General features: G+C 66.1%; 21 protein-coding genes. 7 read left to right on the top strand and 14 right to left on the bottom strand.

Translation table 11 applies throughout. The annotated features are described in order from the left end of the window. Positions 1–11: 11 nt before the first annotated feature. Positions 12–905 carry a PHB depolymerase family esterase gene (locus QYR03_RS09640; RefSeq protein WP_301713182.1) on the top strand — a complete coding sequence of 298 codons (894 nt, stop codon included), beginning with the start codon at positions 12–14 and terminating at the stop codon, positions 903–905. A 257-nt stretch (positions 906–1,162) separates the two neighbouring features. Here the strand turns inward: QYR03_RS09640 and rlmB are convergent, their stop codons facing one another. The 8 genes from rlmB to QYR03_RS09600 all read right to left on the bottom strand — a co-directional run bounded on the left by rlmB (position 1,163) and on the right by QYR03_RS09600 (position 7,928). After that, positions 1,163–2,122 (bottom strand): 23S rRNA (guanosine(2251)-2'-O)-methyltransferase RlmB, encoded by a 960-nt coding sequence (gene rlmB, locus QYR03_RS09635; RefSeq protein ID WP_259850364.1) that lies wholly within the window; start codon positions 2,120–2,122, stop codon positions 1,163–1,165. 3 nt (positions 2,123–2,125) lie between these two features. Next, a complete protein-coding gene (gene cysS, locus QYR03_RS09630; RefSeq protein ID WP_301713181.1) occupies positions 2,126–3,580 on the bottom strand; it encodes a cysteine--tRNA ligase in 1,455 nt (484 codons plus the stop codon). Positions 3,581–3,589: 9 nt separating this feature from the next. Continuing rightward, complete coding sequence (locus QYR03_RS09625; protein WP_259850361.1) at positions 3,590–4,156, bottom strand: hypothetical protein; 567 nt, start codon at positions 4,154–4,156, stop codon at positions 3,590–3,592. Beyond that, on the bottom strand, positions 4,157–4,714 hold the full coding sequence (locus QYR03_RS09620) for a hypothetical protein (RefSeq protein WP_259850360.1): 558 nt from the start codon (positions 4,712–4,714) through the stop codon (positions 4,157–4,159). A 48-nt stretch (positions 4,715–4,762) separates the two neighbouring features. Beyond that, a complete protein-coding gene (locus QYR03_RS09615; RefSeq protein ID WP_301713180.1) occupies positions 4,763–6,034 on the bottom strand; it encodes a hypothetical protein in 1,272 nt (423 codons plus the stop codon). 65 nt (positions 6,035–6,099) lie between these two features. Further along, positions 6,100–6,582: a 2-C-methyl-D-erythritol 2,4-cyclodiphosphate synthase gene (gene ispF / locus QYR03_RS09610; RefSeq protein WP_259850356.1), complete on the bottom strand. Its 483-nt coding sequence runs from the start codon at positions 6,580–6,582 to the stop codon at positions 6,100–6,102. Between the two features lie 10 nt (positions 6,583–6,592). Further along, positions 6,593–7,351, bottom strand: a complete 759-nt coding sequence (ispD, locus tag QYR03_RS09605) for a 2-C-methyl-D-erythritol 4-phosphate cytidylyltransferase (RefSeq protein WP_259850354.1) — start codon at positions 7,349–7,351, stop codon at positions 6,593–6,595. Further along, positions 7,335–7,928, bottom strand: a complete 594-nt coding sequence (locus QYR03_RS09600; protein WP_259850352.1) for a CarD family transcriptional regulator — start codon at positions 7,926–7,928, stop codon at positions 7,335–7,337. The genes ispD and QYR03_RS09600 overlap by 17 nt, the downstream gene beginning before the upstream one ends. A gap of 195 nt (positions 7,929–8,123) precedes the next feature. Here QYR03_RS09600 and QYR03_RS09595 point away from each other — a divergent pair, with 195 nt between their 5' ends. From QYR03_RS09595 to disA, 3 genes are read left to right on the top strand one after another with little or no spacing between them, the layout of a single operon-like run. After that, on the top strand, positions 8,124–8,714 hold the full coding sequence (locus QYR03_RS09595) for a hypothetical protein (protein WP_259850481.1): 591 nt from the start codon (positions 8,124–8,126) through the stop codon (positions 8,712–8,714). Between the two features lie 18 nt (positions 8,715–8,732). After that, positions 8,733–10,178, top strand: coding sequence for a DNA repair protein RadA (gene radA / locus QYR03_RS09590; protein ID WP_259850350.1), 1,446 nt, complete (start codon positions 8,733–8,735; stop codon positions 10,176–10,178). A gap of 12 nt (positions 10,179–10,190) precedes the next feature. Then, entirely contained in the window at positions 10,191–11,231 is a 1,041-nt protein-coding gene (disA, locus tag QYR03_RS09585; protein WP_259850348.1) for a DNA integrity scanning diadenylate cyclase DisA, read from the top strand. 40 nt (positions 11,232–11,271) lie between these two features. Here disA and QYR03_RS09580 read toward each other — a convergent pair whose 3' ends face one another. Together QYR03_RS09580 and QYR03_RS09575 are read right to left on the bottom strand one after the other, a co-directional pair. Continuing rightward, positions 11,272–12,090 (bottom strand): hypothetical protein, encoded by an 819-nt coding sequence (locus QYR03_RS09580; RefSeq protein WP_259850346.1) that lies wholly within the window; start codon positions 12,088–12,090, stop codon positions 11,272–11,274. 60 nt (positions 12,091–12,150) lie between these two features. Then, a complete protein-coding gene (locus QYR03_RS09575; protein ID WP_259850344.1) occupies positions 12,151–12,765 on the bottom strand; it encodes a carbonic anhydrase in 615 nt (204 codons plus the stop codon). A 22-nt stretch (positions 12,766–12,787) separates the two neighbouring features. Between QYR03_RS09575 and QYR03_RS09570 the strand changes: the two genes are divergently transcribed. After that, positions 12,788–13,693, top strand: a complete 906-nt coding sequence (locus QYR03_RS09570; protein WP_301713179.1) for an A/G-specific adenine glycosylase — start codon at positions 12,788–12,790, stop codon at positions 13,691–13,693. 62 nt (positions 13,694–13,755) lie between these two features. On the opposite strand, the gene QYR03_RS09565 is transcribed toward QYR03_RS09570, so the two are convergent. After that, positions 13,756–13,926, bottom strand: coding sequence for a DUF4236 domain-containing protein (locus tag QYR03_RS09565; protein WP_259850342.1), 171 nt, complete (start codon positions 13,924–13,926; stop codon positions 13,756–13,758). Positions 13,927–14,030: 104 nt separating this feature from the next. Between QYR03_RS09565 and QYR03_RS09560 the strand changes: the two genes are divergently transcribed. Next, positions 14,031–15,467 carry a lipase family protein gene (locus tag QYR03_RS09560; RefSeq protein WP_301713178.1) on the top strand — a complete coding sequence of 479 codons (1,437 nt, stop codon included), beginning with the start codon at positions 14,031–14,033 and terminating at the stop codon, positions 15,465–15,467. A gap of 99 nt (positions 15,468–15,566) precedes the next feature. Here QYR03_RS09560 and QYR03_RS09555 read toward each other — a convergent pair whose 3' ends face one another. Further along, positions 15,567–18,416 carry an ATP-dependent Clp protease ATP-binding subunit gene (locus tag QYR03_RS09555; RefSeq protein WP_301713177.1) on the bottom strand — a complete coding sequence of 950 codons (2,850 nt, stop codon included), beginning with the start codon at positions 18,414–18,416 and terminating at the stop codon, positions 15,567–15,569. Positions 18,417–18,647: 231 nt separating this feature from the next. Here QYR03_RS09555 and argF point away from each other — a divergent pair, with 231 nt between their 5' ends. Beyond that, positions 18,648–19,637 (top strand): ornithine carbamoyltransferase, encoded by a 990-nt coding sequence (argF, locus tag QYR03_RS09550; protein ID WP_301713176.1) that lies wholly within the window; start codon positions 18,648–18,650, stop codon positions 19,635–19,637. Between the two features lie 232 nt (positions 19,638–19,869). Here argF and ptsP read toward each other — a convergent pair whose 3' ends face one another. Both ptsP and QYR03_RS09540 read right to left on the bottom strand, forming a co-directional pair. After that, positions 19,870–21,558 carry a phosphoenolpyruvate--protein phosphotransferase gene (gene ptsP / locus QYR03_RS09545; protein ID WP_301713175.1) on the bottom strand — a complete coding sequence of 563 codons (1,689 nt, stop codon included), beginning with the start codon at positions 21,556–21,558 and terminating at the stop codon, positions 19,870–19,872. A 141-nt stretch (positions 21,559–21,699) separates the two neighbouring features. Further along, positions 21,700–22,170, bottom strand: coding sequence for a TM2 domain-containing protein (locus tag QYR03_RS09540; RefSeq protein ID WP_301713174.1), 471 nt, complete (start codon positions 22,168–22,170; stop codon positions 21,700–21,702). Positions 22,171–22,198: the final 28 nt, after the last annotated feature.

Genomic DNA, 22,198 nt, shown 5'->3' with positions numbered 1-22,198 from the left:
CTCTATACAGCGTGATTGTGAACCGTCGCACCCTCGAGCACGGCGGCGTACAGCGCCGCTTCACCGAAGTGCTCCCCGACAACCCCCGACCCGGCGCCCCCGTGGTCCTTTTCCTGCACGGTTCGCTCCAGTCAGGCAGCGTCGCCCGCCGGTTCACGGGCAACACATTCGACGCGCTCGCGGACCGCGGGTGCACGGTAATCTACCCGGATGGGGTCGACAGGCATTTCAACGACCACCGCGTCGGCTTCCAGGAAAAAGCACGCCAACTGCGTATCGACGACTCCTCCTTCCTCTCCGCCCTCCTCCCCCACTCCGACGGACCCGTGATCGGGTGCGGGTTCTCCAACGGCGGCGCCATGATCCAGCGCTTCGCACTCGAGCGCCCCGGAGTGCTGTCCGGCATCGCCTGCTTCGGTGCCGCCTGGCCCACCGACGACAACCTGCTGCCCGAAATGGCCGCCCTAACCCCAGGTTGGGTCCCCACACCGGTGCTGTGCGTGCAAGGCACCGCCGACCCGCTCGTGCCCTACGAAGGCGGCCAGTCCGGCATCGGCGACGCCAACCGCGGCACTGCCCGGTCCGCGATCGACTCCGCCCGCTTTTTCGCCGAGCTCAACGGCTTGAACCCCGGCCACTGCACCTCGGCTTCACGTGACGGCGTGCGCATCGACCGCTTCGGCCCCGGCGTGCCCGGCTCCCCCGCCCGCGCCGATTCCGCCCGCGTCAATTCCGCCCGCGTCGAATCTGCCGGCTCCCCTCAGCAGGCCGCGCCTGTCGAGTTGTGGTCCATCGAAGGCATGGGCCACCTCGTGCCCAGCCCAAAGCAGCTGGACGAGAAAATCGGGCCGGGGACGGACAAGGTGGTGGGAGCGGAGCTCGTCACCCGCTTCTTCGGGCTGTAGGAGTTGGTCCTACATGCTTCCTCGGCATGATTCGATTGCCGAGAAACAATCGGCATGAATCGGTCTGCATGAACTAGTCTGCATGAACCGACAACAGTCCTAGGCGGGGCTGTGCAGTGACCACCCGCTACTCGATTCATGCAAAACAGTTCATGCCGACGAGATCATCGCAAGCAGTTCATGACAAACGACCTCACTCTTTCCCGGCCCTCTCCCCGCCTGGGGAGGCCGCGCCTGCCGGACTCAGAAGGCGATGTCTAGTCGCTGCCCGGGGTCCCGTTGGAAACCCGCCGCTGGCGCGCGAACTCGCTGAGCACGACACCCGCCGCGACGGACGCGTTGAGGGACTCCACCCAATCTTCGGTGGGAATGGACATGATGACGTCGCAATTCTCGCGCACCAGACGGGAGATACCCTTGCCCTCGGAACCGACGACGATGACCACCGGATCCGTCGCCGCGTGGAAAGTGTCCAGAGTGTGCTCGCCGCCTGCGTCGAGGCCCACGACCATGTAGCCGTTGTCCTTGAACTGCTTGATCGTGCGCGTGATATTCGTCGCGCGGGCGACAGGCAGGCGCGCAGCCGTACCGGCGGAGGTGCGCCATGCGACACCCGTGACCTGCGCCGAACGACGCTCCGGAATGATCACGCCGTGGCCGCCGAACGCCGCCGTCGAACGGATCACCGCACCAAGGTTGCGCGGGTCCGTGATGTTGTCCAGCACGACGAACATTCCGGTCTGGTTGCGTTCCTTCACCGAGGCGATCAGGTCGAAGACATCGGCGTACTTGTACGGCTGGATCTTCAGGCCGATGCCCTGGTGCAGGCCATTGCCCGTCATCGCGTCCAGATCCCGGCGCGGCACCTCGTGGACGGGGATCTGGCGGGTGTTGGCGATGAGGACAGCCTCGCTCAGACGGTCGTCGTGGCCGGTACCCTGCGCAACAATGAGGGCCTCTGCCGGCACCTTCGCCTGCAGGCACTCGATCACCGGGTTGCGGCCCACCACCAGATCGGACTGCTCGCGCTCGTGGCGGCCCGAATCCCGGCGCTGCCGCTCCAGCTTCTTCTTGTGCGCGGAGTGGTAGATGCGGTCCTCGGCCTTCGGGGTCGGGCCCTTGCCGGCCAGTCCGCGACGGCGCTGGCCACCGGAACCCTTGGTGGCGCCCTTCTTGTTGCTCTTCTGCTTGTCTGGGCGTTCGTACGGCTTAGCCATGCTCTAGTTTCCCTTCAGCTCCCACGTCGCACCATCAGCGGTGTCCGTCACTTCAATGCCCGCGGCAGTGAGGCGGTCGCGCACCTCGTCGGCGGTGGCCCAGTCTTTCTCGGCGCGGGCCTGCGCGCGGCGCTCCAGCTCCGCAGTGACCAGCACATCGAGGGCAGCCGCGGCACCCGCCGAATCACCGGCGGCGGCGCCACCAGCCGCGCCCGCACCACCAGCGCCCGCGGCGCCTGCAGTGCCTGCCCTGTCAGCCCACTCCACCGGGTCGACACCGAGCACAGCCGTCATCGCGCGCACCGAGCCGGCGAGTTCACGAGCGGTTCCGGCATCTCCGTCGGCGAGCGCCTTGTTGGCCGCGCGCACGGTGTTGTGAATCTCGGCCAGGGCTTTAGGCACAGCGAAATCCTCGTTCATCGCGGCGGCGAAACCGTCGGTCCAGGTCCCGCGTTCGACGAGCCCGGAGCGGGAGGTGCGGGAGATGAGGTCCTCGATTCGTCGATAAGCGACTGCCGCTTCCTGCAGCGCCGCCGGCGAGTACTCGAGCACGCTGCGGTAGTGCGCTGAACCGAGGTAATAGCGCAACTCCACCGGGCGCACGTCCTCGAGCATGTTGTCGATGGACAGCACGTTGCCCAGCGACTTCGACATCTTCTCGCCAGCCATGGTCACCCAGTGGTTGTGCATCCAGTAGTGCGCGAAACCGTCGCCCGCGGCGTGCGACTGCGCCTGCTCGTTCTCGTGGTGCGGGAACTGCAGGTCGAGCCCGCCGCCGTGGATGTCGAACTCCGCGCCGAGATACCACGTGGACATCGCCGAGCACTCCAGGTGCCAGCCCGGGCGGCCGTCGCCCCACGGAGTCGGCCAACTCGGCTCCCCCGGCTTCGCCGCCTTCCACAGGGCGAAGTCGTGTGCACCGCGCTTCCCGCGTACATCGGACTCGCCCTGCTCCATCTCCTCGACGCGGTTGCCCGACAGCGAGCCGTAATCCGACCCGTCCGCCGCGACCCACGCCGCGACATCGAAGTACACCGACCCGTCCGCCGCGTAGGCGAAACCGTTGTCAATGAGACGCTGCATGTACTCGACCATCTGCGTCACGAACCCCGTCGCACGCGGCTCCACGCTTGGCGGCAGCACATTCAGCGTGTTGTAGGCGCGCGTGAACTCGCGCTCGTGCGTGGACACCCACTCCCACCACGGGCGGCCGTTGTCGGCGGCTTTGGTGAGAATCTTGTCGTCGATATCCGTCACGTTGCGGACGAACGCCACGTCGTTGCCGTTCGCGGCGAACCAGCGGCGCACAATGTCGAACGCCACCCCCGAGCGCAGATGCCCGATGTGCGGCGAAGATTGCGGCGTCGCCCCGCACACGTACATCGAGACATGCCCGGCGCGGACAGGTTCGAAGTCACGGAGTGTGCGGGTCGCGGTATCGAAAATGCGTTGAGTCACAACCGCAGTCTACAGTTCCGAAGATTCGACCTTCAGCTCCGCATACCGCGCTTCAGGAAGGGTGAAAGCATATTGCTTGCCGACGGCACCCCACACCTGATCCTCCCCGCACCGCACATCCTGGGCGTCACCGTCGAGCATGGTAAAGCCCCAGACGAGGCGCCCCTGGGTATTCGGGGCGAGTGTGTACGGACCGACCTTCTGGTTTAGCGTCCACGTCACCTGGTGCACGTACTTCCAGCCGTAGGCGCGGGAGACATTCTTCACCAGGTCGCCCTTCGGAGTGAAGGTGCCCGACACCTCGAGCGTTTCCACCCGCTTTTCCTTCACGTTCTGGGATACCGGGACGGCTTCCTCCGTGAAGTTCGCGACACTGGCTGCGTCGGTCTGCTTGAACCAGCGCCTCTTCGCGGTCACGTACGTGTCCGTCTGCCCCGGGGTTGCGCAGTGGGATCCCGGAGCCAGGTCGTCGTTCCAGCGCTGCGGAAGCTCGAATTCCGGTGCCGCCGCCTGCGCCGGCGCCGCGAGACCGGCAACGACAGCAGCCGACAACAGCGCCGCGGTGAATTTCCTCATTTAGGCGCCCCAGTCCATGTTGTCGCGGGTGCTGACGCGGACGTGGCGCTCCTTCGGCATCGTCGCGGTGAACGTGTTGCCGGCGGCCTGCCAGGTGTTGTCGCTGCCGCACACTGTCTCCTGGCCCTTGAAGTCAGAGACGATCCAGCCAGCCTGCATCACGGCGGTCTTGCCCGGGGCGACGTTGTAAGGGCCGACCTGCTCGCCGACCTCGTAGGATTGCTCGGTGGTGTAGCTGGTGGAGAAGGTGAACTGAATCAGCTTGGCAACATCGAAGCTTAGACCTGCGCTGACGTTCCACGTCTTGGTCTTCGTTTCCTTGATGGTGCGGATCAGCGGCAGCGGTTCGTCGTTGTAGTTGGACACCGTCCAGGTGCCGGCGGAGCCATCGAAGTAGCTGCGGACGATCTCGACCGTCTGGCCGCGGTCGCCCGGGTTGGCACAGCGCTCGCCGATAGTCGTCGGGTTGGTCGCGTCGAAGTTGCGCTGCGGGAGTGCGTTGGCAGCAGGGGCGAAAGCGAGGGTCACAGCGGTGGCTGCGGCGATGATGCGTTTCATGGTCGAATCCTTTTCTGGTTCTGGGCTTGAGCCTGGTTCTAGTTCTTATTAGAGGTAGGACTGGGTGGGGACAGGGAGATTCCGGTACTCGTCCGGGGTGACGTCGAGTGTCCGTGTGGTGCCGTCCGGGGCCTTCACCGTGGCCTCCGCCCAGAAACCGGTCGGGGCGCTGGACTGCGGGTGGGCCGTGATCCGGGAGTAGTTGCCGTCTCGGCCGGCGGAGATCTCCCGGTAGTTGATCCGGGTCATCGTGGTCCCGTATTCGACGCGCACGCGCTCGCCGGGCTTCAAGTCGATCGGTTTCAGCTCGGTGCCCACCGGCATGTACGCCCGCTTGACGGCTCCGACAGACGTGAGCCAGCCGGCCGGGAGGCGGCCGTTGTCGCCCATCCAGTTGACGTACTGGTTGTTCTCGGCGCCGACGACGTAATCGGTCACGGGCCGGAAGGTGTAGTCGCCCTTCGACCAGTTCAGGAAGTCCTGGGAATAGCCGGGCTTGCGGAACGTCGGCGTGACCGCCTCAATGTCGTACGGGTAGTACGACATGTCGCCCTTGCGCGCTGGCTGCCCCTCCGTCGGCCAGTCGGCGTCGCGACGGAAGCTGGCGTCGGGCTTGACGGCCATGTCGCGTTCACTGGCGATCTTCTCCAGGCTCGGCCCCGACGTCGCCGTGTACGTCTGGCCCGCCGGCTTCGAGTTGGCGCCCTCGGCGCGCGCCGGAATTTCCATCGCCAAGTTGGACATGGATCCGTCCGCCTTGATGATGTAGGCGAACGCGTAGCGCTCCGCCGGACCGGTGCCGCGGATGACGTTCGCACCCGGAGCGTTTTGGAGCACACCATCGTCACAAGTGATGAACATGGAGATGAAGTCCTTCTCAAGCACTCCGTAATCCACGCGGAAGGACTCCCCCGGGCCGAGCTTGATGGGGCCGAAGGTCTCGCCCTCGATCCAGCCGTTGGACTCCTTCAGGCCGATGTCCGTCTTCGCCGTGGTGTCCCAGCCGTTCGGGAGGGCCGCCTTCGAATTGGCTTCGATCTTGTGGTTGGTTCCCGTCTCCACTGTCGCGGTGTAGGGAACGGTCTGGTCGGTGCGGTTGGTGAACTGGACGGTGCCGTCCGCGAGGTAGCGGCGCGCCGTCTCCGCGTACCGCCACTCCGGAGTCACACCGTCCCCGCACTTCGTGCCGAAGTTCTCAATCGGGTAGCCCTGCGGCATTGCCGGCACAGCGGCGCCGGCAGTGGCTGCGGCGGGCGCGTGCACGACAGCCAGTGCCACGACAACAGCCAGGGCCCGAGTCCGAGTCTTTATTTTTCGCATGACCTCAACGTAACCGTGCCATGCGCTGAATGGAACCTGAAAATGCAGGTAAGGGACTTAAGTTCTTAGGGTTGGCACTTTCGTTCCACGAGCGCGGCGGCCGTCGCCGCCCGTCCCTCACCGGAGCCGGTGAAGCCCATGTGGTCCGTTGTCGTCGCGCTCACCGACACCGGCGCTCCGAGCGCCTCCGACAGAACCCGCTGCGCCTCCCCGCGAACCGACCCCAGCTTCGGGGTCTGGGCGATCAACTGCGCCGAAACATTCACCACGCGGAATCCCTCCGCGTCGAGTTGCTCCTGCAACTCGGTGAGCAGTTGCGCCCCCGTCACACCCGCGTACTCTGGGCGGCCGACGCCGACGAAGCTCCCCAGATCCCCCAGACCCGCCGCCGAGAGCACCGCGTCCACGATCGCGTGGGAGACCACATCCCCGTCCGAGTGCCCTTCGCACCCGGGAACGTCCTCGAACAGAAGGCCCGCGAGCCAGCACGGCTTGCCCTCCTGAATCTGGTGGGCATCAAACGCAGTTCCGACGCGCAAATCAGTCATGCCCCCGAGACTAGCTGCCCGGGGGCATCGAAGCCGGGACATCGAAGACAGTCGGTTCCGCCTCGTCGGTGATCCTTTCCGCGAGCACCAGGTCGATCGGGGTGGTGATCTTGAACGCCATCGGGTCGCCCTGCACCGCCGTCACAGGGGCACCGAACCATTCCATCAAGCTGGCGTCATCGGTGGCGGTGAAGCCGGAAGCGGCGGCACCACCCTGCGCAAAGTATTTCTCGTTCGCGGCGCGCAGGGTCGCCAAGTCGAAGCCCTGAGGTGTCTGCACGGCACGCAAAGTGGCGCGATCGGGGGTGTCCACGACAGCCGCGCCGTCCGCGGTGACGCGCTTGATCGTGTCAGCGACAGGCACAACAGGCACGACAGCCGAGGCCCCGTCGAGCACGGCGCGCGCCACGCGGGCGATCATGCCTGGAGGGGTGAGGGCGCGGGCGGCGTCGTGGATGAGGACGGTGGCGTCGTTAAGCGAAAGTGCCTTCAGGCCCTCCCACACGGACTCCGCGCGCTCGCCCGCACCGTGAATGAACTGGATGTCGTGGCCGCGCAGCAACCGCCGCGCAAGAGGCTCCATGTCAGGGCTGACGATCACGCCGATCCTGTCGACGATCTCGGACGTCTCCATCGCCGTGACCGACCGCTCCAACAGTGACCGGCCGCGCAGCTGCACGTACGCCTTCGGAATCTCGGCGCCGAGCCGCGTCCCACGCCCGGCGGCGGCAACAAGCGCGACGACGGGGGAGCTAGTCCTCGCTGTCATCGTCGTCGAAGCTGAGGTCGTCGAGATCGACATCGTCCTCAGGATCGAAATCTTCGCGCGGCTTTTCGACGAGCCCCTGCTCCACATGCCGCGCGATCACCGCCTGGATCTCCTTCTCCATGCCGTCGGCCTTCTTCTCGTCCACCGGCTCCGCGAGCGCGAGCTCGCCGACGAGGATCTGGCGGGCCTTGCCCAGCATGCGCTTCTCACCCGCAGACAGCCCGCGGCCCTGGTCGCGGCGCCACAGATCGCGCACAACCTCAGCGACCTTGTTGATGTCGCCGGACGCCAAACGCTCCTGGTTGGCCTTGTAGCGGCGGGACCAGTTGCCGGCCTCCTCGACGTCCGTTTCGCGCAGGACCGAGAAGACCTTGCGCAGGCCCTCCTCCCCCACGACATCGCGGACGCCGACCAACTCGGCGTTCTTCACGGGCACGCGCACCGAAAGATCGGACTGCAGGATATTCAGGACCAGGAAGTCGAGCTCCTCCCCGCCCATCTCACGCTTTTCAATGTCGGCGATACGGGCCGCACCGTGGTGCGGGTAGACGACCACTTCTCCGACTGTGAAATCCATGAAATCTCCTCTTTCGGGGGTTCGAATCAACATGACGATCCTAGCACCTGCCCCGTTGCCCCTGCCGGGCCTGCCCGGATACCCCCGGATGACCCCTGTTTGGGCGTGCGGTATGTCTCCGGTCGGCACACAAACTGTGTATTGGGGCTGCCGAAAGGCTAAGGTGATTCGGTGATACGCCTTAAAGAAATCTCTATGGAGGACATCGACGTGAAGTCCCTGAAGTCGGTCGCACGCCGCGGTGGCGCTGTTTCGGTCGCCGCCGCATCCGCTTTGCTGCTCGCCGCATGCTCGGCAGGCCAGATCACCCAGACCTCTTCCCAGGTCGCGGCTGTCAACGGCGCCAGCGCCCAGACTGAAGACGGTTCCGTGGCCGTCCGCGACGTCACCGTCCTCCTCGACGAGAACGGCGAGGCAGCCCTAAAGTTCACCGCCACGAACCAGGACTACGATATGCGCGACCACCAGCTGCAGTCCGTCGAGGTCGACGGCCAGAACGTGCAGCTCGGCTCCGTCGCCCCGATGCCGTACAACACGTCCATCGTCGGCGACTCCGCGGACGGCCTGGACAACCTGCCCCAGACGGACCTGGACAAGATCCAGTACGTCAAGACCGAGCTGAACAACCGCGAGTACGCGTACGGCGGCAACCTGCCCGTCACCTTCACGTTCGATTCGGGCAAGGTCGAGGCACTCGCCACCATCTCCGCTCCGACCGTCGAGTCCGGCAAGACCCACCGTCAGCCCGAGGCCGAGCAGGCCCACGAAGGGCACACCTCCCACTAAGCTCCCGGCCGGCCCGCGATGAAGAAGCGCACCGTCCACACGTGTTCCGAGTGCGGCTACTCGTCGCCGAAATGGCTCGGCCGCTGCCCCGAATGCGGCGCGTGGGGCACTCTCCAGGAGCAGGCTAGCGCGCCGCGTTCTGCCGCCGCCTCCTCCGTAGGCCCCGCGGGCCCAGCTCCCCGCGGGTTGACGCCCACGAGCGCCGCGCAGCCAATCACGAAGATCGCCGCGAGCGCCGCTTATCGACGCCCTTCCGGCATTTCCGAGCTCGACCGCGTCCTCGGCGGAGGCGTTGTTCCCGGGTCAGTGGTTCTCCTCTCCGGCGAACCTGGCGTGGGCAAGTCCACGCTGCTTCTCGAGGTCGCCAGCCGCTGGGCCTCCGCCGACTCCGTCTCCGGACCAGAGTCCGGCTCCGATTCCAAGTCCGAGTCCGGTTCCGGCCGCACCGCCCTCTACGTCACCGCGGAGGAATCCGCTGCCCAAGTCCGCGGCCGCGCGGAGCGCACGGGCGGGCTCAACGACAGGCTCTTCCTCGCCTCGGAATCCAATTTGGATGTGGTCTTCGGCCACGTCGACGCGGTGAAGCCGAGCTTGCTGATCGTCGACTCGGTGCAGACGATGCAGGCACCCGGCGTCGAGGGCGTGGCTGGCGGCGTCGCGCAATCGCGCGCGGTGACTGCGGCGCTGACCACCCTGGCGAAGACGACCAACCTTCCGATCCTCCTCGTCGGGCACGTGACCAAGGACGGCAACGTCGCGGGCCCGCGGGTGCTGGAGCACCTGGTCGATGTCGTCCTCACCTTCGAAGGCGACCGGCAAACGAGCCTGCGCATGCTTCGCGGCATGAAGAACCGCTTCGGTGCCACCGACGAGGTCGGTTGCTTCGAGCAGACGGCCGACGGAATCCGGGAGGTCCCCGACCCCTCCGGCTTGTTCCTCTCCCACCGCGGGCAGACGCCGGACGGCTCGGCTGTCACTGTCGCGATGGACGGTGTGCGCCCCATTCTCGCGGAGGTCCAGGCGCTCACGGTCGACCCGGTGAACAAGTCGCCGCGCCGCGTCGTGACGGGCCTCGACTTTAACCGGGTGCCTATGGTCCTCGCGGTCCTCCAGGCGCGCTGCGGGGAGCGCACGAACGACAAGGACGCCTACGTCGCCACAGTCGGCGGCATGCGCATCACAGAAACCGCCACGGATCTCGCAGTGGCCCTTGCGACCTGGTCGAGCCTGCACAACCAGCCGCTGCCGTCCAAAACCGTCGTCATCGGCGAAGTCGGCCTCGCTGGCGAGTTGCGCCGGGTCCCCAACCTGGAGCGCCGTCTCACTGAAGCGGCCCGCCTGGGTTACGAACACGCGATCGTCCCCGCGGGCCGAGCCAACAGCTCCCCCAACGTCCCAGCCATGCGGGTCGAGGAGGTGGGGACGCTGGGGGAGGCGATCGCGTGCGTCGACAAGCGAAAGTAGACTGCGTTTCTTATGACCTTCATGCGTGACACGCTCCAGCGTCTCGCGCCCGGCACTGAGCTGCGTGACGGGCTCGAGCGCATCAAACGCGGCCGCACAGGCGCACTCATCGTGATCGGCAACGGCCCCGAGGTCGCCGAAATCTGCGACGGCGGCATCGAATTCGACGTGCCGTTCACCCCGACGCTGCTGCGCGAGCTGGCGAAGATGGACGGTGCCGTCATTCTTTCTGGCGACGCCACCCGCATCACCCGCGCCAACGTCCAGCTCGTGCCGTCGCCGACGTTCCCGACCTCCGAGACGGGCACCCGCCACCGCGCCGCCGAGCGCACGGCCCTGCACACGGGAGTGCCGGTTGTGTCGGTGTCGGCGTCGATGGGCATCCTCACGGTCTACGCCGACGGCAAACGCCACGCGATCGAGGAGCCCGGCGTGATGATGACGCGCGCCCGCCAGGCGATCGCGACGGTGGAGCAGTACCGTTTGCGCGTCGATAAGGCGAACCAGCGCCTCAGCGTCGCGGAGATGAACCGCTACGCCACGGTCGAGGACGTCCTGCACCTCCTTCAGCGCCAGCTGCTCCTGCAGCGCGCCGCCCGCGACGTTGACGACCAGATCCTCGAGCTCGGCTCCGACGCGCGGCAGCTGCGTCTCCAGCTCATCGAGCTGCGCGGCAACATCTACCACGACATCGCCATGCTGGTGTGCGACTACCTCGTCGCGGAGGGCACGCCGAGCAATTCGCTTATCGACGACACCATCGACTCCCTCGACCTCCTCCCCGACTCCGAGCTGTTGAGCACCTCCGCGCTAGCCAGCATTCTGGGTCTGCCCGCGACCGAGGAGAGCCTCATGGAGGCGGTCACCCCGCGCGGGTACCGGGCGCTGTCCCGCATTCCGCGGGTGCAGAAATCCCTCATCGACCGCATCGTCGCCCAGTTCGGCGACCTTGACGCGATTCGGGTCGCCGACGCCGAGCAGATCGCCGAGGCCGAGCACGTGTCGCCGCTGTGGGCGCGCCACATTGTGGAAGGGCTGCGCCGGATCGTCTAGGTGCGGTCCGAGCCTGCGGGGGTGGGCGGCGCAGCTTCAGCTAGCCGGTGATATTGAAGGTCACCGGATCGGAGCTGTTCTCGCCCAGGAAGCCGACGGCGGCGTAGGCGCCGGGGGCGGCGGGCTGGCGGGCATCGCAACGATCGGGTGCGGAGTCCAGGCCAGACCACGCCGCCGTGAACTTGCGGGTCTCGCCGGCCGGGAACGTCTCCTTGCCGGTGATCATGGGCTTGTTGCAGTCGGTGTCGCTCCAGATCTGCTGGTAGCCCTCGCGCGCAATGGAGAAGGCGGCGAAGCGCAGCTGATTATCGTCGGTGTTGATGACGCAGTCCCCGCCGGTGGGGTTGTGGATGAGGACGCTGAACTTGCGCTCGTCCGCCGGCTCACCGGGCGCGAACGCCGTCTTGTTCAACTCGGTGGTCAGCTGCAGGTCCTGCAGCTCGCACGTCTTCTTCGCGGCCAGAGCCGCGGCATCCTTCTCGCCAGTGGGTTCGGCCCCCTCGGACGAGCCGGGCTTCTCCTCGGTCGCTGCTGCGTCGCTCGACTTCGCTTCGGTGCCCGTCGAATCAGTCCCGCTCGTGGTGGTGTCCGTGCCAGACTCACCCGACTCACCTGACTCCCCCGGGTTCGGCTCAGTCGGCGTGGTCACCAAAGTCGACGGCGGAGGCGGAGGAGTCTCGGAAGCCTCGTCGCCGCCGCCCGAACGGGCCACAGCAGTCAGTGCCCACACCACCAGGGCCACAACGGCGAGAATCACCGCGGCGGCGGCCACGCGGCGCCGCATGTAGATCTCCTGCGGCAGCGGCCGGGCATCTCCGTGCTCGAGGCGGTCCTCTTCGGAACGGCTCGGACGGCTCAAGCGGCTCGGACGGTTTGGGCGGTCAGGTCGGCGGGGCGGTTGGTGTGTCACACCGTGATCCTAACCCGCGAAATGCTCCTGAACGCTTGTGACGCGGCCATCTTCAAGCCTGTATCTTGCGGCGACGACACCGACGCTGCCTTCATCCACCTTCGACTGCAAAGCCGGAATGCGGGCCATGATGTGCTCCGCGGTGACCTCCGCGTGGACTTCCTCGATGCCGGCACGGTCGTCGCGCCCGGCGCGCTGGGCAGCCAGGACACTCGGCGCGATCTTCTCCACGAACACGCGCGTCAGATCAGCCGGCAAATCCCCTTCCTCGAACGACGATGCAGCCGCACCGATCGCGCCGCAGCTCTCGTGGCTCAGCACCACGATCAGGGACACACCCAACGACTTCACCGCGTATTCCAGGGAGCCGGTCACTGCCGCGTCGACGCAGCCGCCGGCGGTGCGGATGACGAAGAGGTCGCCGAGGCCGACGTCGAAAAGCATCTCCACCGGCACCCGCGAATCCGAGCACGCCAGCACTGCGGCGAAGGGGGCTTGGCCGGAGCGGAGCTCGGCGCGTCGATAAGCATTGGTGTTCGGGTGCTCCGGGCGCTCGCTGGCGAACCTCGCGTTACCCGCTTCAAGATGCGCCCACGCATCCCGCGGAATCTTCCTGAAAGGCATAGCCACTATTCTTGCACGTATTGTGATTGATCCCGCGAACATCATCGACTGGTACCGCGACAACGCCCGCGACCTCCCCTGGCGGCGCCCCGGCACCACCCCCTGGGGCGTGCTGCTGTCCGAAGTGATGAGCCACCAAACCCCCGTCGCCCGCGTCGCCCCCATCTGGGAAGAATGGATCGCCCGCTGGCCCACGCCCGCCGACCTCGCCGCCGCGCCCACAGACGATGTCCTGCGCGCGTGGGGTACCCTCGGCTACCCGCGCCGCGCGCTCCGCCTCAAAGAATGCGCTCAATCGCTTGTCGACGACCACCACGGCCGCGTCCCCTCCTCCGTCGACTCGTTGCTCGCCCTGCCCGGCATCGGCGACTACACGGCCCGCGCCGTCGCCGCCTTTGCCTACGGGCAGGCTGTGCCCGTCGTGGACACCAACGTGCGCCGCGTCTACGCGCGTGCCGTCGCCGGACGGCCGCTCGCGCGCCCACAGAAGGCTGAGCTGGAATGGGTTGCGGCGCTGCTGCCCACCGCCGCCGACTCAGCCGATGCCGCTGGCCATGCCCACCCTGCAGATTCCAGCGCCGCCGTGTTCTCAGCGGGCCTCATGGAACTCGGCGCCACGGTGTGCACCGCCGCCAACCCGGCCTGCGGGACCTGCCCCCTGCTCGACTCCTGCGCCTGGGTCGCCGCCGGCTCACCTGCGCCCACCGAGGAAGAGCTCGCCCGCCGCAAGGTCCAGAAATTCGCCGGCACCGACCGGCAGGTGCGCGGCAAAATCTTGAAAGTGCTGCGCGAAGCCAGCGGCCCCGTGCCGCAAGCAGCAATCGACATCGTTTGGCCCGACGACGCCCAGCGATCCCGGGCGCTGTACTCGCTTCTCGACGACGGGCTAGCCGTGCAAGACAGCGACGGGCAGTTCCGCCTTCCCTAGCTGCACCCCGGCACGGCCGCCCAGAACCGCTTGTGCCGTGCTTGTTCCCCGCTTGTTCCGTGCTACTTCCAGCGCCCGCGATAGGTCATGCCACCGGGCAGCTTCACCCACACGCCGCCGCGCGAGTTGAATGTCACTGGCCCCATCTTCGTGGACATCGACGCACCCGATTTGGACATGTTGATCCACGAGTTCTTGCCGACCTTCTTCTTATCCCTGTAGAGCAAACCCATAGCGCCACATCTTACGACGGCCACCCAACCCCCGCGCCCGCTACCGCCCTCGTTTTTCGACAGAAACCACGCGACATCCCCAAAACTGGCTTAATATTCGACGCATGATTCGTGTCGTTTCCCACACCTTGCTTTCTTCCCGCCGTCTGTGCCTGAACCGGGGCTCATCGGGTGAAAAGAGCACCATTGCCCGCACCGCCGCCGCATTCATCACCGCTGCGGGACTGAGCGCTGCTGCGGTGGATGGCACCACGGCCGGCCTGGGCACCCCTGCGGCTCAAGCGCAGACCGCCCAGGAAATCCGTGAAGGCATCGAGCATGCGACCACGACCCCGGGCGGTGCCCCGGTACACGGCTACGACCCGTTCTACGACGAGCCGGTCCCGGCCGACCAGCTCGACCGGCCGGGCAAGATCCTCCGCACACAACCCGCGCCGCACCTGCTGAATATCCTGGGCCCGAACTTCTACGGCCACGCAAAGCGGATCCTCTACACCTCGACGACAGTGCACGGTGAGGTCGTCCCTGTCAGCGGTGCGATCATCGAGCCGGCGAACCCGTGGCGCGGCAAGGGCCCGCGGCCGACTGTCGTCTTCGGTCCTGGCACCCGCGGGTCCGGCGATGCGTGTGCCCCATCGCGGGGCACCTGGATGTTGGGGCAGGCCAACCTCTCCACGGGTTCCCTGGGCACGAACTATGAGCTGCCGAGCTATCAGGCGGCGGCACTCATGGGCATGCGCGTCGTGGTCACGGACTACATCGGGCTCGGTACGCCCGGCGGGCACATGTACGTGCTCCACGAGGAAGAAGGCCACGCCATGCTCGACGCCGCCCGGGCCACCACCTCCGTCGAGATCCCGGTCGGCTTCTGGGGTTATTCCCAAGGCGGCGGTGCTGCGGCGGCCGCGGCTGAGCTGGCATCCACGTACGCACCTGAGCTGAATGTGAAGGCGACGTTCTCAGGCGCACCCCCGGCGGACCTGCCGGCGTCGATGCGCGGCGTCGATGGTTCGACGATCACGTCGGTTCTCGGCTTCGCCATCAACGCTTGGCAGGAGCGCTACCCGGAGCTCGGCCCTGTGCTGGAACCGATCTTCACCGACCGCGGCCGCGAGTTCCTCGCCGCCACCGCCGACGCGTGCATCGCGGACAGTGCCCTCAAGTGGGACTTTAGCGATACACGCCAGTTCACCACCAGCGGGAAGCCACTGAGTGAGGCTGTCGTGGAGCCGCCCGCCATGCGCAAGCTTCAGGATGCCCAGAAGCTCGGCCGCCGCCTGCCCACCGGCCCGATCATGGTCTCTACCGCCGGCCACGACGACGTGGTCCCGAGCGACCAAGTGGCGCAGATGGCCCGTGATCACTGCGCTCTCGGCGCCAACCTCACCTACTACGACAGTGCTCTTCCACCGCTGACCCCCGGTCTCAAGACCGCAGGCAACCACGTCGTCGGCATCTTCACCCACGTGGGTCCTTCGATGCAGTGGATGTTCGACCGCTTCAACGACGTGCCGAACCACTCCAACTGTGGCACCTTCTAATAGTCAGGGGCCTTCCAGCGGACGTGAAAACGCTCCCCGCACACCCAGCAATTTCTCTGGGTGTGCGGGGAGCGCTGCTATGCAAAGGCTCCGAAGCCCCTAGGCTTTCTCACCGTCGTCGCCGTCGGAAAGATCGTCAGGCTTGGGGCCATCGGCCTCCTCGTTGCCGTCACCTTCGCTTTCGCGCGGGGGCTCGAGCGTATCGGTGCCCGTGGCCTCGTCACCGCCGCCAAAGCTGGTGGTCTCGGTCTCGTCGGAACCATCCGAATCGTCGGAATCAGTCGGGTCCGGCGGGATGGTCGCACGAATCTGCACGTCCTCCTGGCCATCCTGCGGGGCGATGTCACGGACATCGTCCTCGTCGAGGTCGCCGAAAGTGTCCTCCGGCAGCGGCTTGGGCTTCGGGGTGAAGGTGAACTCAGCCGGTTCGTAGTCGCGCGGGCTGTCGGTCTTGCCGTCCCAGTTCTTCACGTCCACCTCGATGATCTCGCCGGCGCCGATCTCGCCGAAGAGGATCTTCTCGGACAGGACATCCTCGATCTCGCGCTGCAGGGTGCGGCGGAGCGGGCGGGCGCCGAGAACCGGGTCGAAGCCGCGGGCGGCGAGGAGGTTCTTGGCGGCGTCGGAAAGCTCGATGCCCATGTCCTGCGCGGCGAGATTCTTCTCCAGCCGGGTGACCAGCAGCTCGACCATTTCGACGATCTGCTCCTGAGTGAGCTGGTGGAAGACGACGATCTCGTCGATGCGGTTGAGGAACTCGGGGCGGAAGTGCTTCTTCAGCTCATCGTGGACCTTATTCTTCATGCGCTCGTACTGGGCATCGGCATCCGTGGCGCTGTCGCCAGTGAAGCCGATCCCGACAGCCTTGGAGATGTCGGAGGTACCCAGGTTGGAGGTGAAGATCAGGACGGTGTTCTTGAAGTCGACGTTGCGGCCCTGGCCGTCGGTGAGACGACCTTCCTCGAGCACCTGCAGGAGGGTGTTGTAGATCTCCTTGTGGGCTTTCTCGATCTCGTCGAAAAGCACGACGGAGAACGGCTTGCGGCGCACCTTTTCCGTGAGCTGGCCACCCTCTTCGTAGCCGACGTATCCCGGAGGGGCACCGAACAGGCGGGACGCGGTGAACCGGTCGTGGAACTCGCCCATGTCGACCTGGATCAGGGCGTCTTCTTCGCCGAAGAGGAACTCGGCGAGTGCCTTCGACAGCTCGGTCTTACCCACACCGGACGGGCCGGCGAAGATGAACGAGCCGGACGGGCGGCGCGGATCCTTCAGGCCGGCACGGGTGCGGCGGATAGCGCGCGAGACGGCCTTGACGGCATCGTCCTGGCCGATGATGCGCTTGTGCAGCTCCTCCTCCATGTTGAGCAGGCGCGACGACTCGGACTCGGTGAGCTTGAACACCGGGATGCCGGTCCAGTTCGCCAGCACGTCCGCGATCTGCTCCTCGCCCACCTCGGCGATATCCTCGAGCTCGCCGGAACGCCACTGCTTCTCCTTCTCGGCGCGCTCCTCGCCCAGCTTGCGCTCGGTATCACGCAGGCCAGCGGCCTTCTCGAAGTCCTGGGCGTCGATCGCCGCTTCCTTTTCCTTGCGCACGTCGGCGATGCGGTCGTCGACCTCGCGCAGCCCCTTCGGGGCGGTCATGCGCTTAATACGCATGCGGGCGCCGGCCTCGTCGAGAAGATCGACGGCCTTGTCCGGCAAGAAGCGGTCGTTGATGTAGCGGTCCGACAGGTTCGCCGCGGCGGCCAGCGCGTCGTCGGTGTAGGACACGCGGTGGTGCGCCTCGTAACGGTCGCGCAGGCCTTTAAGGATCTGGATGGTGTCGTCGATGCTCGGCTCGTCCACCTGCACCGGCTGGAAGCGGCGCTCCAACGCGGCATCCTTCTCGATGTGCTTGCGGTACTCGTCGAGCGTCGTCGCACCGATCGTCTGGAGCTCGCCGCGGGCAAGCTTCGGCTTCAGCAGCGAGGCCGCGTCGATGGCGCCCTCAGCGGCACCTGCACCGACGAGCGTGTGGATCTCGTCGATGAACAAGATGATGTCGCCGCGCTGGTTGATCTCCTTGAGCACCTTCTTCAGGCGCTCCTCGAAGTCACCGCGGTAACGGGAACCGGCCACCAGGGAACCCAGGTCGAGCGAGTAGACCTGCTTGTCCTTCAGCGTCTCCGGGACCTTGCCGTTCGCGATGTCCAGAGCCAGGCCCTCGACGACGGCGGTCTTGCCCACACCCGGCTCACCGATGAGCACCGGGTTGTTCTTCGTGCGGCGCGACAGCACCTGCATGATGCGCTCGATCTCCTTGTCGCGTCCCACGACCGGGTCGAGCTTGCCTTCCTTCGCGGCGGCGGTCAGGTTGCGGCCGAACTGGTCGAGCACCAGCGAATTAGAGCGCTCGCCCCCGCCGCCGCGCGGGCCGCCCAGGCCACCCTGGCTAGAGCCGGCGCCGGCAAGGCTCGGGCCGCTGCCCTGTCCTTCGGCGACCTCGGGATTCTGGCCTTCGCCGCCCTCGTAACCCGAGAGCAGCTGAATGACCTGCTGGCGCACACGCGGCAGATCCGCACCGAGCTTGATCAGCACCTGCGCCGCGACACCCTCACCCTCACGGATCAGGCCGAGCAGCAGGAACTCAGTGCCGATGTACTTGTGGCCCATCTGCAGGCCCTCGCGCAGCGCGAGCTCCAGTACCTTCTTCGCGCGCGGCGTAAACGGCACGTGGCCGGTGTGCGGCTGCGTGCCGCGCCCGATGATGTCGATGACCTCGCGGCGCACATCCTCGAGGTTGATCCCCATCGACTCGAGAGCCTTGGCGGCGACACCCTCGCCTTCCTGGATCAGACCGAGCAAAATGTGCTCGGTGCCGATGTAGTTGTGGTTCAGGTCGCGCGCTTCCTGCTGGGCCAGCACGATCACGCGACGTGCACGGTCAGTAAACCGCTCGAACATGTGGCAACCCCTTTTTGGCTGTTGGTGAGAGCTAACTTCTGAGTTAATTGGCGTTAAGTTCCACCCACCATAACGCGCACGTACACGGGACAATCCCTCCTCGAAAGAGCAAAGCGCCGAAAAGCCGCAAAACACCAGCTCCTAGGGGTGTTCGCTGGTAGCGAACAAGAGTGGGACGTCGATAAGCGAAATGCGCAAATAGGATGGACGGAAACCGAAAGGAGCACCCCAATGCCTGTCAGTCTGTCCGGCCGCAATTTTCTGAAGCTGCTCGATTTCACGCCCGAGGAAATCCGGTACTTGATCGACCTGTCGCGTCAATTCAAGAACCTCAAGCTCACCGGCACCCCACACCGGCACCTGGAGGGCAAGAACATCGTGCTGCTCTTCGAAAAAACGTCGACGCGCACCCGCTGCTCGTTCGAAGTCGCCGGCCACGACCTGGGCATGGGTGTCACTTACCTCGATCCCGGCTCGTCGCAGATGGGCAAGAAGGAATCCATCGCCGACACCGCCCGCGTGCTGGGCCGCATGTTCGACGGCATCGAGTACCGCGGTTTCGGCCAGGAGATCGTCGAGGAGCTCGCCGCCAACGCTGGCGTCCCCGTGTGGAACGGCCTGACCACCGAATTCCACCCCACCCAGATGATCGCCGACATGCTCACCATCGAGGAGAATTTCCCGCAAGGGCTCCGCGGCCTCAAGCTCGTCTACACGGGCGACGCGCGCAACAACGTCGCCAATTCACTTATGGTTGTGTGCGCGAAGCTCGGCATTCATTTCGTCGCTTGCGGCCCCAAGGAACAAATGCCGGAGCAAGAGCTTATCGACGCCTGCACCTCCCTCCCCACCGCCGCCCCCATCACCCTCACCGAAGATGTCGACGAAGCCGTCACCGGCGCCCACGTCGTCTACACCGACATTTGGGTTTCCATGGGCGAGCCCGACGACATTTGGGAAGAGCGCATCCGCCTCCTCGAGCCCTACCGCGTCACCTCTGCCGTTATGGCGAAGGCCGCCCCCGACGCCATCTTCATGCACTGCCTGCCCTCCTACCACGACACCAAGACGGAGATCGGCGCCGATATCGCCGAGAAATTCGGCATCACCGAGATGGAAGTCACCAATGAGGTCTTCGAGTCCGCCCAGTCCAAGGTCTTCGATGAGGCCGAGAACCGCATGCATTCCATCAAGGCGATCATGTACGCGACCCTCAAGTAGCCCCCGCTTGAACCAGCACCGCGCAAAAGCACCGAGCACAACAGTCCCAGGAAGAAGCACCCCGCGCACCACAGTTCGCCCCTGGTATCCGGCCGGATTTTCTTGCCTCATGTTTTCGGGCGTGGTTGATCGGCGGTCCTGCGTGGTGTTTCGCGGGATCGCCGTATCAGCAGTTGAGTAGTTGGGTTCGTGCCAGGGAGGGTCAGCAGTCCCCGGCGCGTGTTCCTACCCGCTAAAGCAGGTCGCGCAGCACCGGGTCGGCGAGCCTGAGGGCGGCTTCGCGTGCCTCCTTGGCGCTCCAGGCGTCGACGGCGTAGTTGGCCATCTGTTTGCAAGTCTCGAAGTCGTGGAGGCGGAGGGCGGCGCGCACGGCAGCCACCTTGGACGGCGCCATGGACAGGGACGACACTCCGAGGCCGACGAGGACGAGGGCCATGAGCGGGTCGCCGCCTGCCTCACCGCAGACACCGATGTGCTTGCCGGTGGCATCGCCGCCGCGGCAGGTCTCGCGGATCATGGACAGCACCGCGGGCTGCCACGGGGACAGCAGCGGGGCGAGGTCGCCCTCAAGGCGGTCGGCGGCCATCGTGTACTGAGACAGGTCGTTGGTGCCGATGGACGCGAAGTCGGCGATCGCCAGCACGTTCGCGGAGCGGATGGCGGCGGCGGGGGTTTCCACCATGATGCCAGCCTTGGGCAGCCCGACGGCCCGGCATTTATCGACGAACCACCGCGCCTCCTCCGTCGTCGCCACCATGGGGGCCATGACCCACAGGTCGGATTCCGGCACGGCCTCACGTGCGGCGGCGAGAGCGGCTAGCTGGTTGTCCATGAGTTCCTCGCGTACCTGGGTCAGGCGGACACCGCGCTGACCGAGTGCGGGGTTCTCCTCGGGGCCGAGGTCGGCGAAGGCGAGGGGCTTGTCGGCACCCGCGTCGAGGGTGCGGACGACAACGCGGCGGTCACCGAAGGATCTCAGCACAGAGGTGTAGGTCTCGGTCTGCTCCTCCACCGATGGGGCCTGCTCGCGGTCGAGGAAGAGGAATTCGGTGCGGAAGAGGCCGGAGCCTTCCAGGTCCATGGCGGCGGCGGATTCAGCGTCGGCGGCGGTGCCGATGTTGGCCAGCAGCTTCACCTTGCGTCCGTCCTTCGTGGCACCTTCACCGGACGATCCGGCGAGGGCGCGGGCGCGGCGACGGGAGCGTTCCTCGAGCTCCTCGACGTCCGAGGCGGACGGCGCGATGATGACTTCGCCGACGCCGCCGTCGAGGGCGACGGGGGTGGCGTCGATAAGCGATTCGGTGATTCCTTTGACCTTGACGGCGGCTGGAATGCCGAGCTGCGCGGCGAGGATCGCGGTGTGCGACGTTGCGCCGCCGGCTTCGGTTACGATGCCGAGGACCTTGTTGCGGTCAAGCGTCGCCGTCTCAGCGGGTGCGAGGTCATGCGCGATCAGCACCGACGGTTCCGTGAAGTCCGGCACGCCCGGCTCCGGAAGTCCGCGCAGACGTGCGGTCGCGCGGTCGCGGATGTCGTAGAGATCGGTGACGCGCTCGGCCATGTAGCCGCCGATTTTGCGCAGTTTCTTCGCGTAGACCTCGACCGCGGCGTGGACGGCGGCCGTGACGCCGGTGCCCTTCGCGAGCTCCTTGTCGATGTCTTTGATCAGGCCGCGGTCCTTCGCCAGCATGGCGGTGGCTTCGAGGATCTGCTTCGAGGCGTCGTCCGCGTGGGCGGCGCGCTCCGTCAGCCCGGCCGCGACACCGTCGAGCGCGTCGCGCACGCGCTGACCGTCGACCTCGACATCCGCCGACGCCGGCTCATGGCGATCGATGCCCACCGCCGGCGTCACCAGCACAGCCGGCCCCGACGCCGCCCCCGAAGAAACACCGATCCCGTGAAGAACTTTCCTGTCAGACATGCTCGATCCTTTCTGTACCCATGGTCAGGTGCAGCCTCTCCTCCTCCACTTTGCCAATCAAACCGGGCACAAGCAGACATACAAAAAGACCCGGGCGTCGGTCAACAACGAACACCCAGGTCAAATTACGGCTACAGCCGGCTACCGCAGCGGCACGCCGTTCGCGTCTCGGTCGTATCCACCGCCGCCGGTGAGAACCATGACGAACTCGACCATCTTCCAGATCCACAGTGCACCGAGAATCACGGCGCCGATGATGAAGATGAAGGTGAAAACACCGATGAAGAACAGGACCAGCTTGGTGATACCGAGGTTGGTCTGCCCCATATAAAAGTTGCCGATTCCCAGTTCACCCAAGAAGAAGAACAACAACGCGGCGACGATCTTGTTTTTCGGCGTCGCCATCGGCTGCTGGTACTGGTTGTACGGCTGCACCTGGCCCTGCTGGGGCTGACCATACTGCGGCTGGGAGTACTGAGTCTGCTGCGGCTGCTGCGGCTGAGCGAATGCCGCGTAGTAGTCGTTGTTGGAGCCTGCACCGGAGTTATTCACGGGCAGACCGTCTTTGTCGTATTGCTGGCCGTGGGAGTTGCCCTGCCAAGAGGTGCTCATGGGGTGGGTCCTTTCAAAGATCAACAGT

This window comes from Corynebacterium sp. P4-C1 (genome assembly GCF_030503595.1).
In the GTDB taxonomy this organism is placed as follows: domain Bacteria; phylum Actinomycetota; class Actinomycetes; order Mycobacteriales; family Mycobacteriaceae; genus Corynebacterium.
The sequence above is the reverse complement of the archived record's forward strand: the minus strand, read 5'-3'. Positions and strand labels throughout refer to the sequence as shown.

What these genes read in the sequence shown, in the direction of transcription:
- QYR03_RS09625 (WP_259850361.1), bottom strand. Translation starts at nt 4,156, where the DNA reads ATGAGGAAATTCACCGCGGCGCTGTTGTCGGCTGCTGTCGTTGCCGGT.
- ispD (WP_259850354.1), bottom strand. Translation starts at nt 7,351, where the DNA reads ATGACAGCGAGGACTAGCTCCCCCGTCGTCGCGCTTGTTGCCGCCGCC.
- ptsP (WP_301713175.1), bottom strand. Translation starts at nt 21,558, where the DNA reads ATGTCTGACAGGAAAGTTCTTCACGGGATCGGTGTTTCTTCGGGGGCG.
- QYR03_RS09560 (WP_301713178.1), top strand. Translation starts at nt 14,031, where the DNA reads ATGATTCGTGTCGTTTCCCACACCTTGCTTTCTTCCCGCCGTCTGTGC.
- QYR03_RS09600 (WP_259850352.1), bottom strand. Translation starts at nt 7,928, where the DNA reads ATGGATTTCACAGTCGGAGAAGTGGTCGTCTACCCGCACCACGGTGCG.
- QYR03_RS09575 (WP_259850344.1), bottom strand. Translation starts at nt 12,765, where the DNA reads ATGCCTTTCAGGAAGATTCCGCGGGATGCGTGGGCGCATCTTGAAGCG.
- QYR03_RS09595 (WP_259850481.1), top strand. Translation starts at nt 8,124, where the DNA reads ATGGAGGACATCGACGTGAAGTCCCTGAAGTCGGTCGCACGCCGCGGT.
- rlmB (WP_259850364.1), bottom strand. Translation starts at nt 2,122, where the DNA reads ATGGCTAAGCCGTACGAACGCCCAGACAAGCAGAAGAGCAACAAGAAG.
- argF (WP_301713176.1), top strand. Translation starts at nt 18,648, where the DNA reads ATGCCTGTCAGTCTGTCCGGCCGCAATTTTCTGAAGCTGCTCGATTTC.
- QYR03_RS09620 (WP_259850360.1), bottom strand. Translation starts at nt 4,714, where the DNA reads ATGAAACGCATCATCGCCGCAGCCACCGCTGTGACCCTCGCTTTCGCC.
- ispF (WP_259850356.1), bottom strand. Translation starts at nt 6,582, where the DNA reads ATGACTGATTTGCGCGTCGGAACTGCGTTTGATGCCCACCAGATTCAG.
- disA (WP_259850348.1), top strand. Translation starts at nt 10,191, where the DNA reads ATGACCTTCATGCGTGACACGCTCCAGCGTCTCGCGCCCGGCACTGAG.
- QYR03_RS09555 (WP_301713177.1), bottom strand. Translation starts at nt 18,416, where the DNA reads ATGTTCGAGCGGTTTACTGACCGTGCACGTCGCGTGATCGTGCTGGCC.
- radA (WP_259850350.1), top strand. Translation starts at nt 8,733, where the DNA reads ATGAAGAAGCGCACCGTCCACACGTGTTCCGAGTGCGGCTACTCGTCG.
- QYR03_RS09540 (WP_301713174.1), bottom strand. Translation starts at nt 22,170, where the DNA reads ATGAGCACCTCTTGGCAGGGCAACTCCCACGGCCAGCAATACGACAAA.
- QYR03_RS09615 (WP_301713180.1), bottom strand. Translation starts at nt 6,034, where the DNA reads ATGCGAAAAATAAAGACTCGGACTCGGGCCCTGGCTGTTGTCGTGGCA.
- QYR03_RS09565 (WP_259850342.1), bottom strand. Translation starts at nt 13,926, where the DNA reads ATGGGTTTGCTCTACAGGGATAAGAAGAAGGTCGGCAAGAACTCGTGG.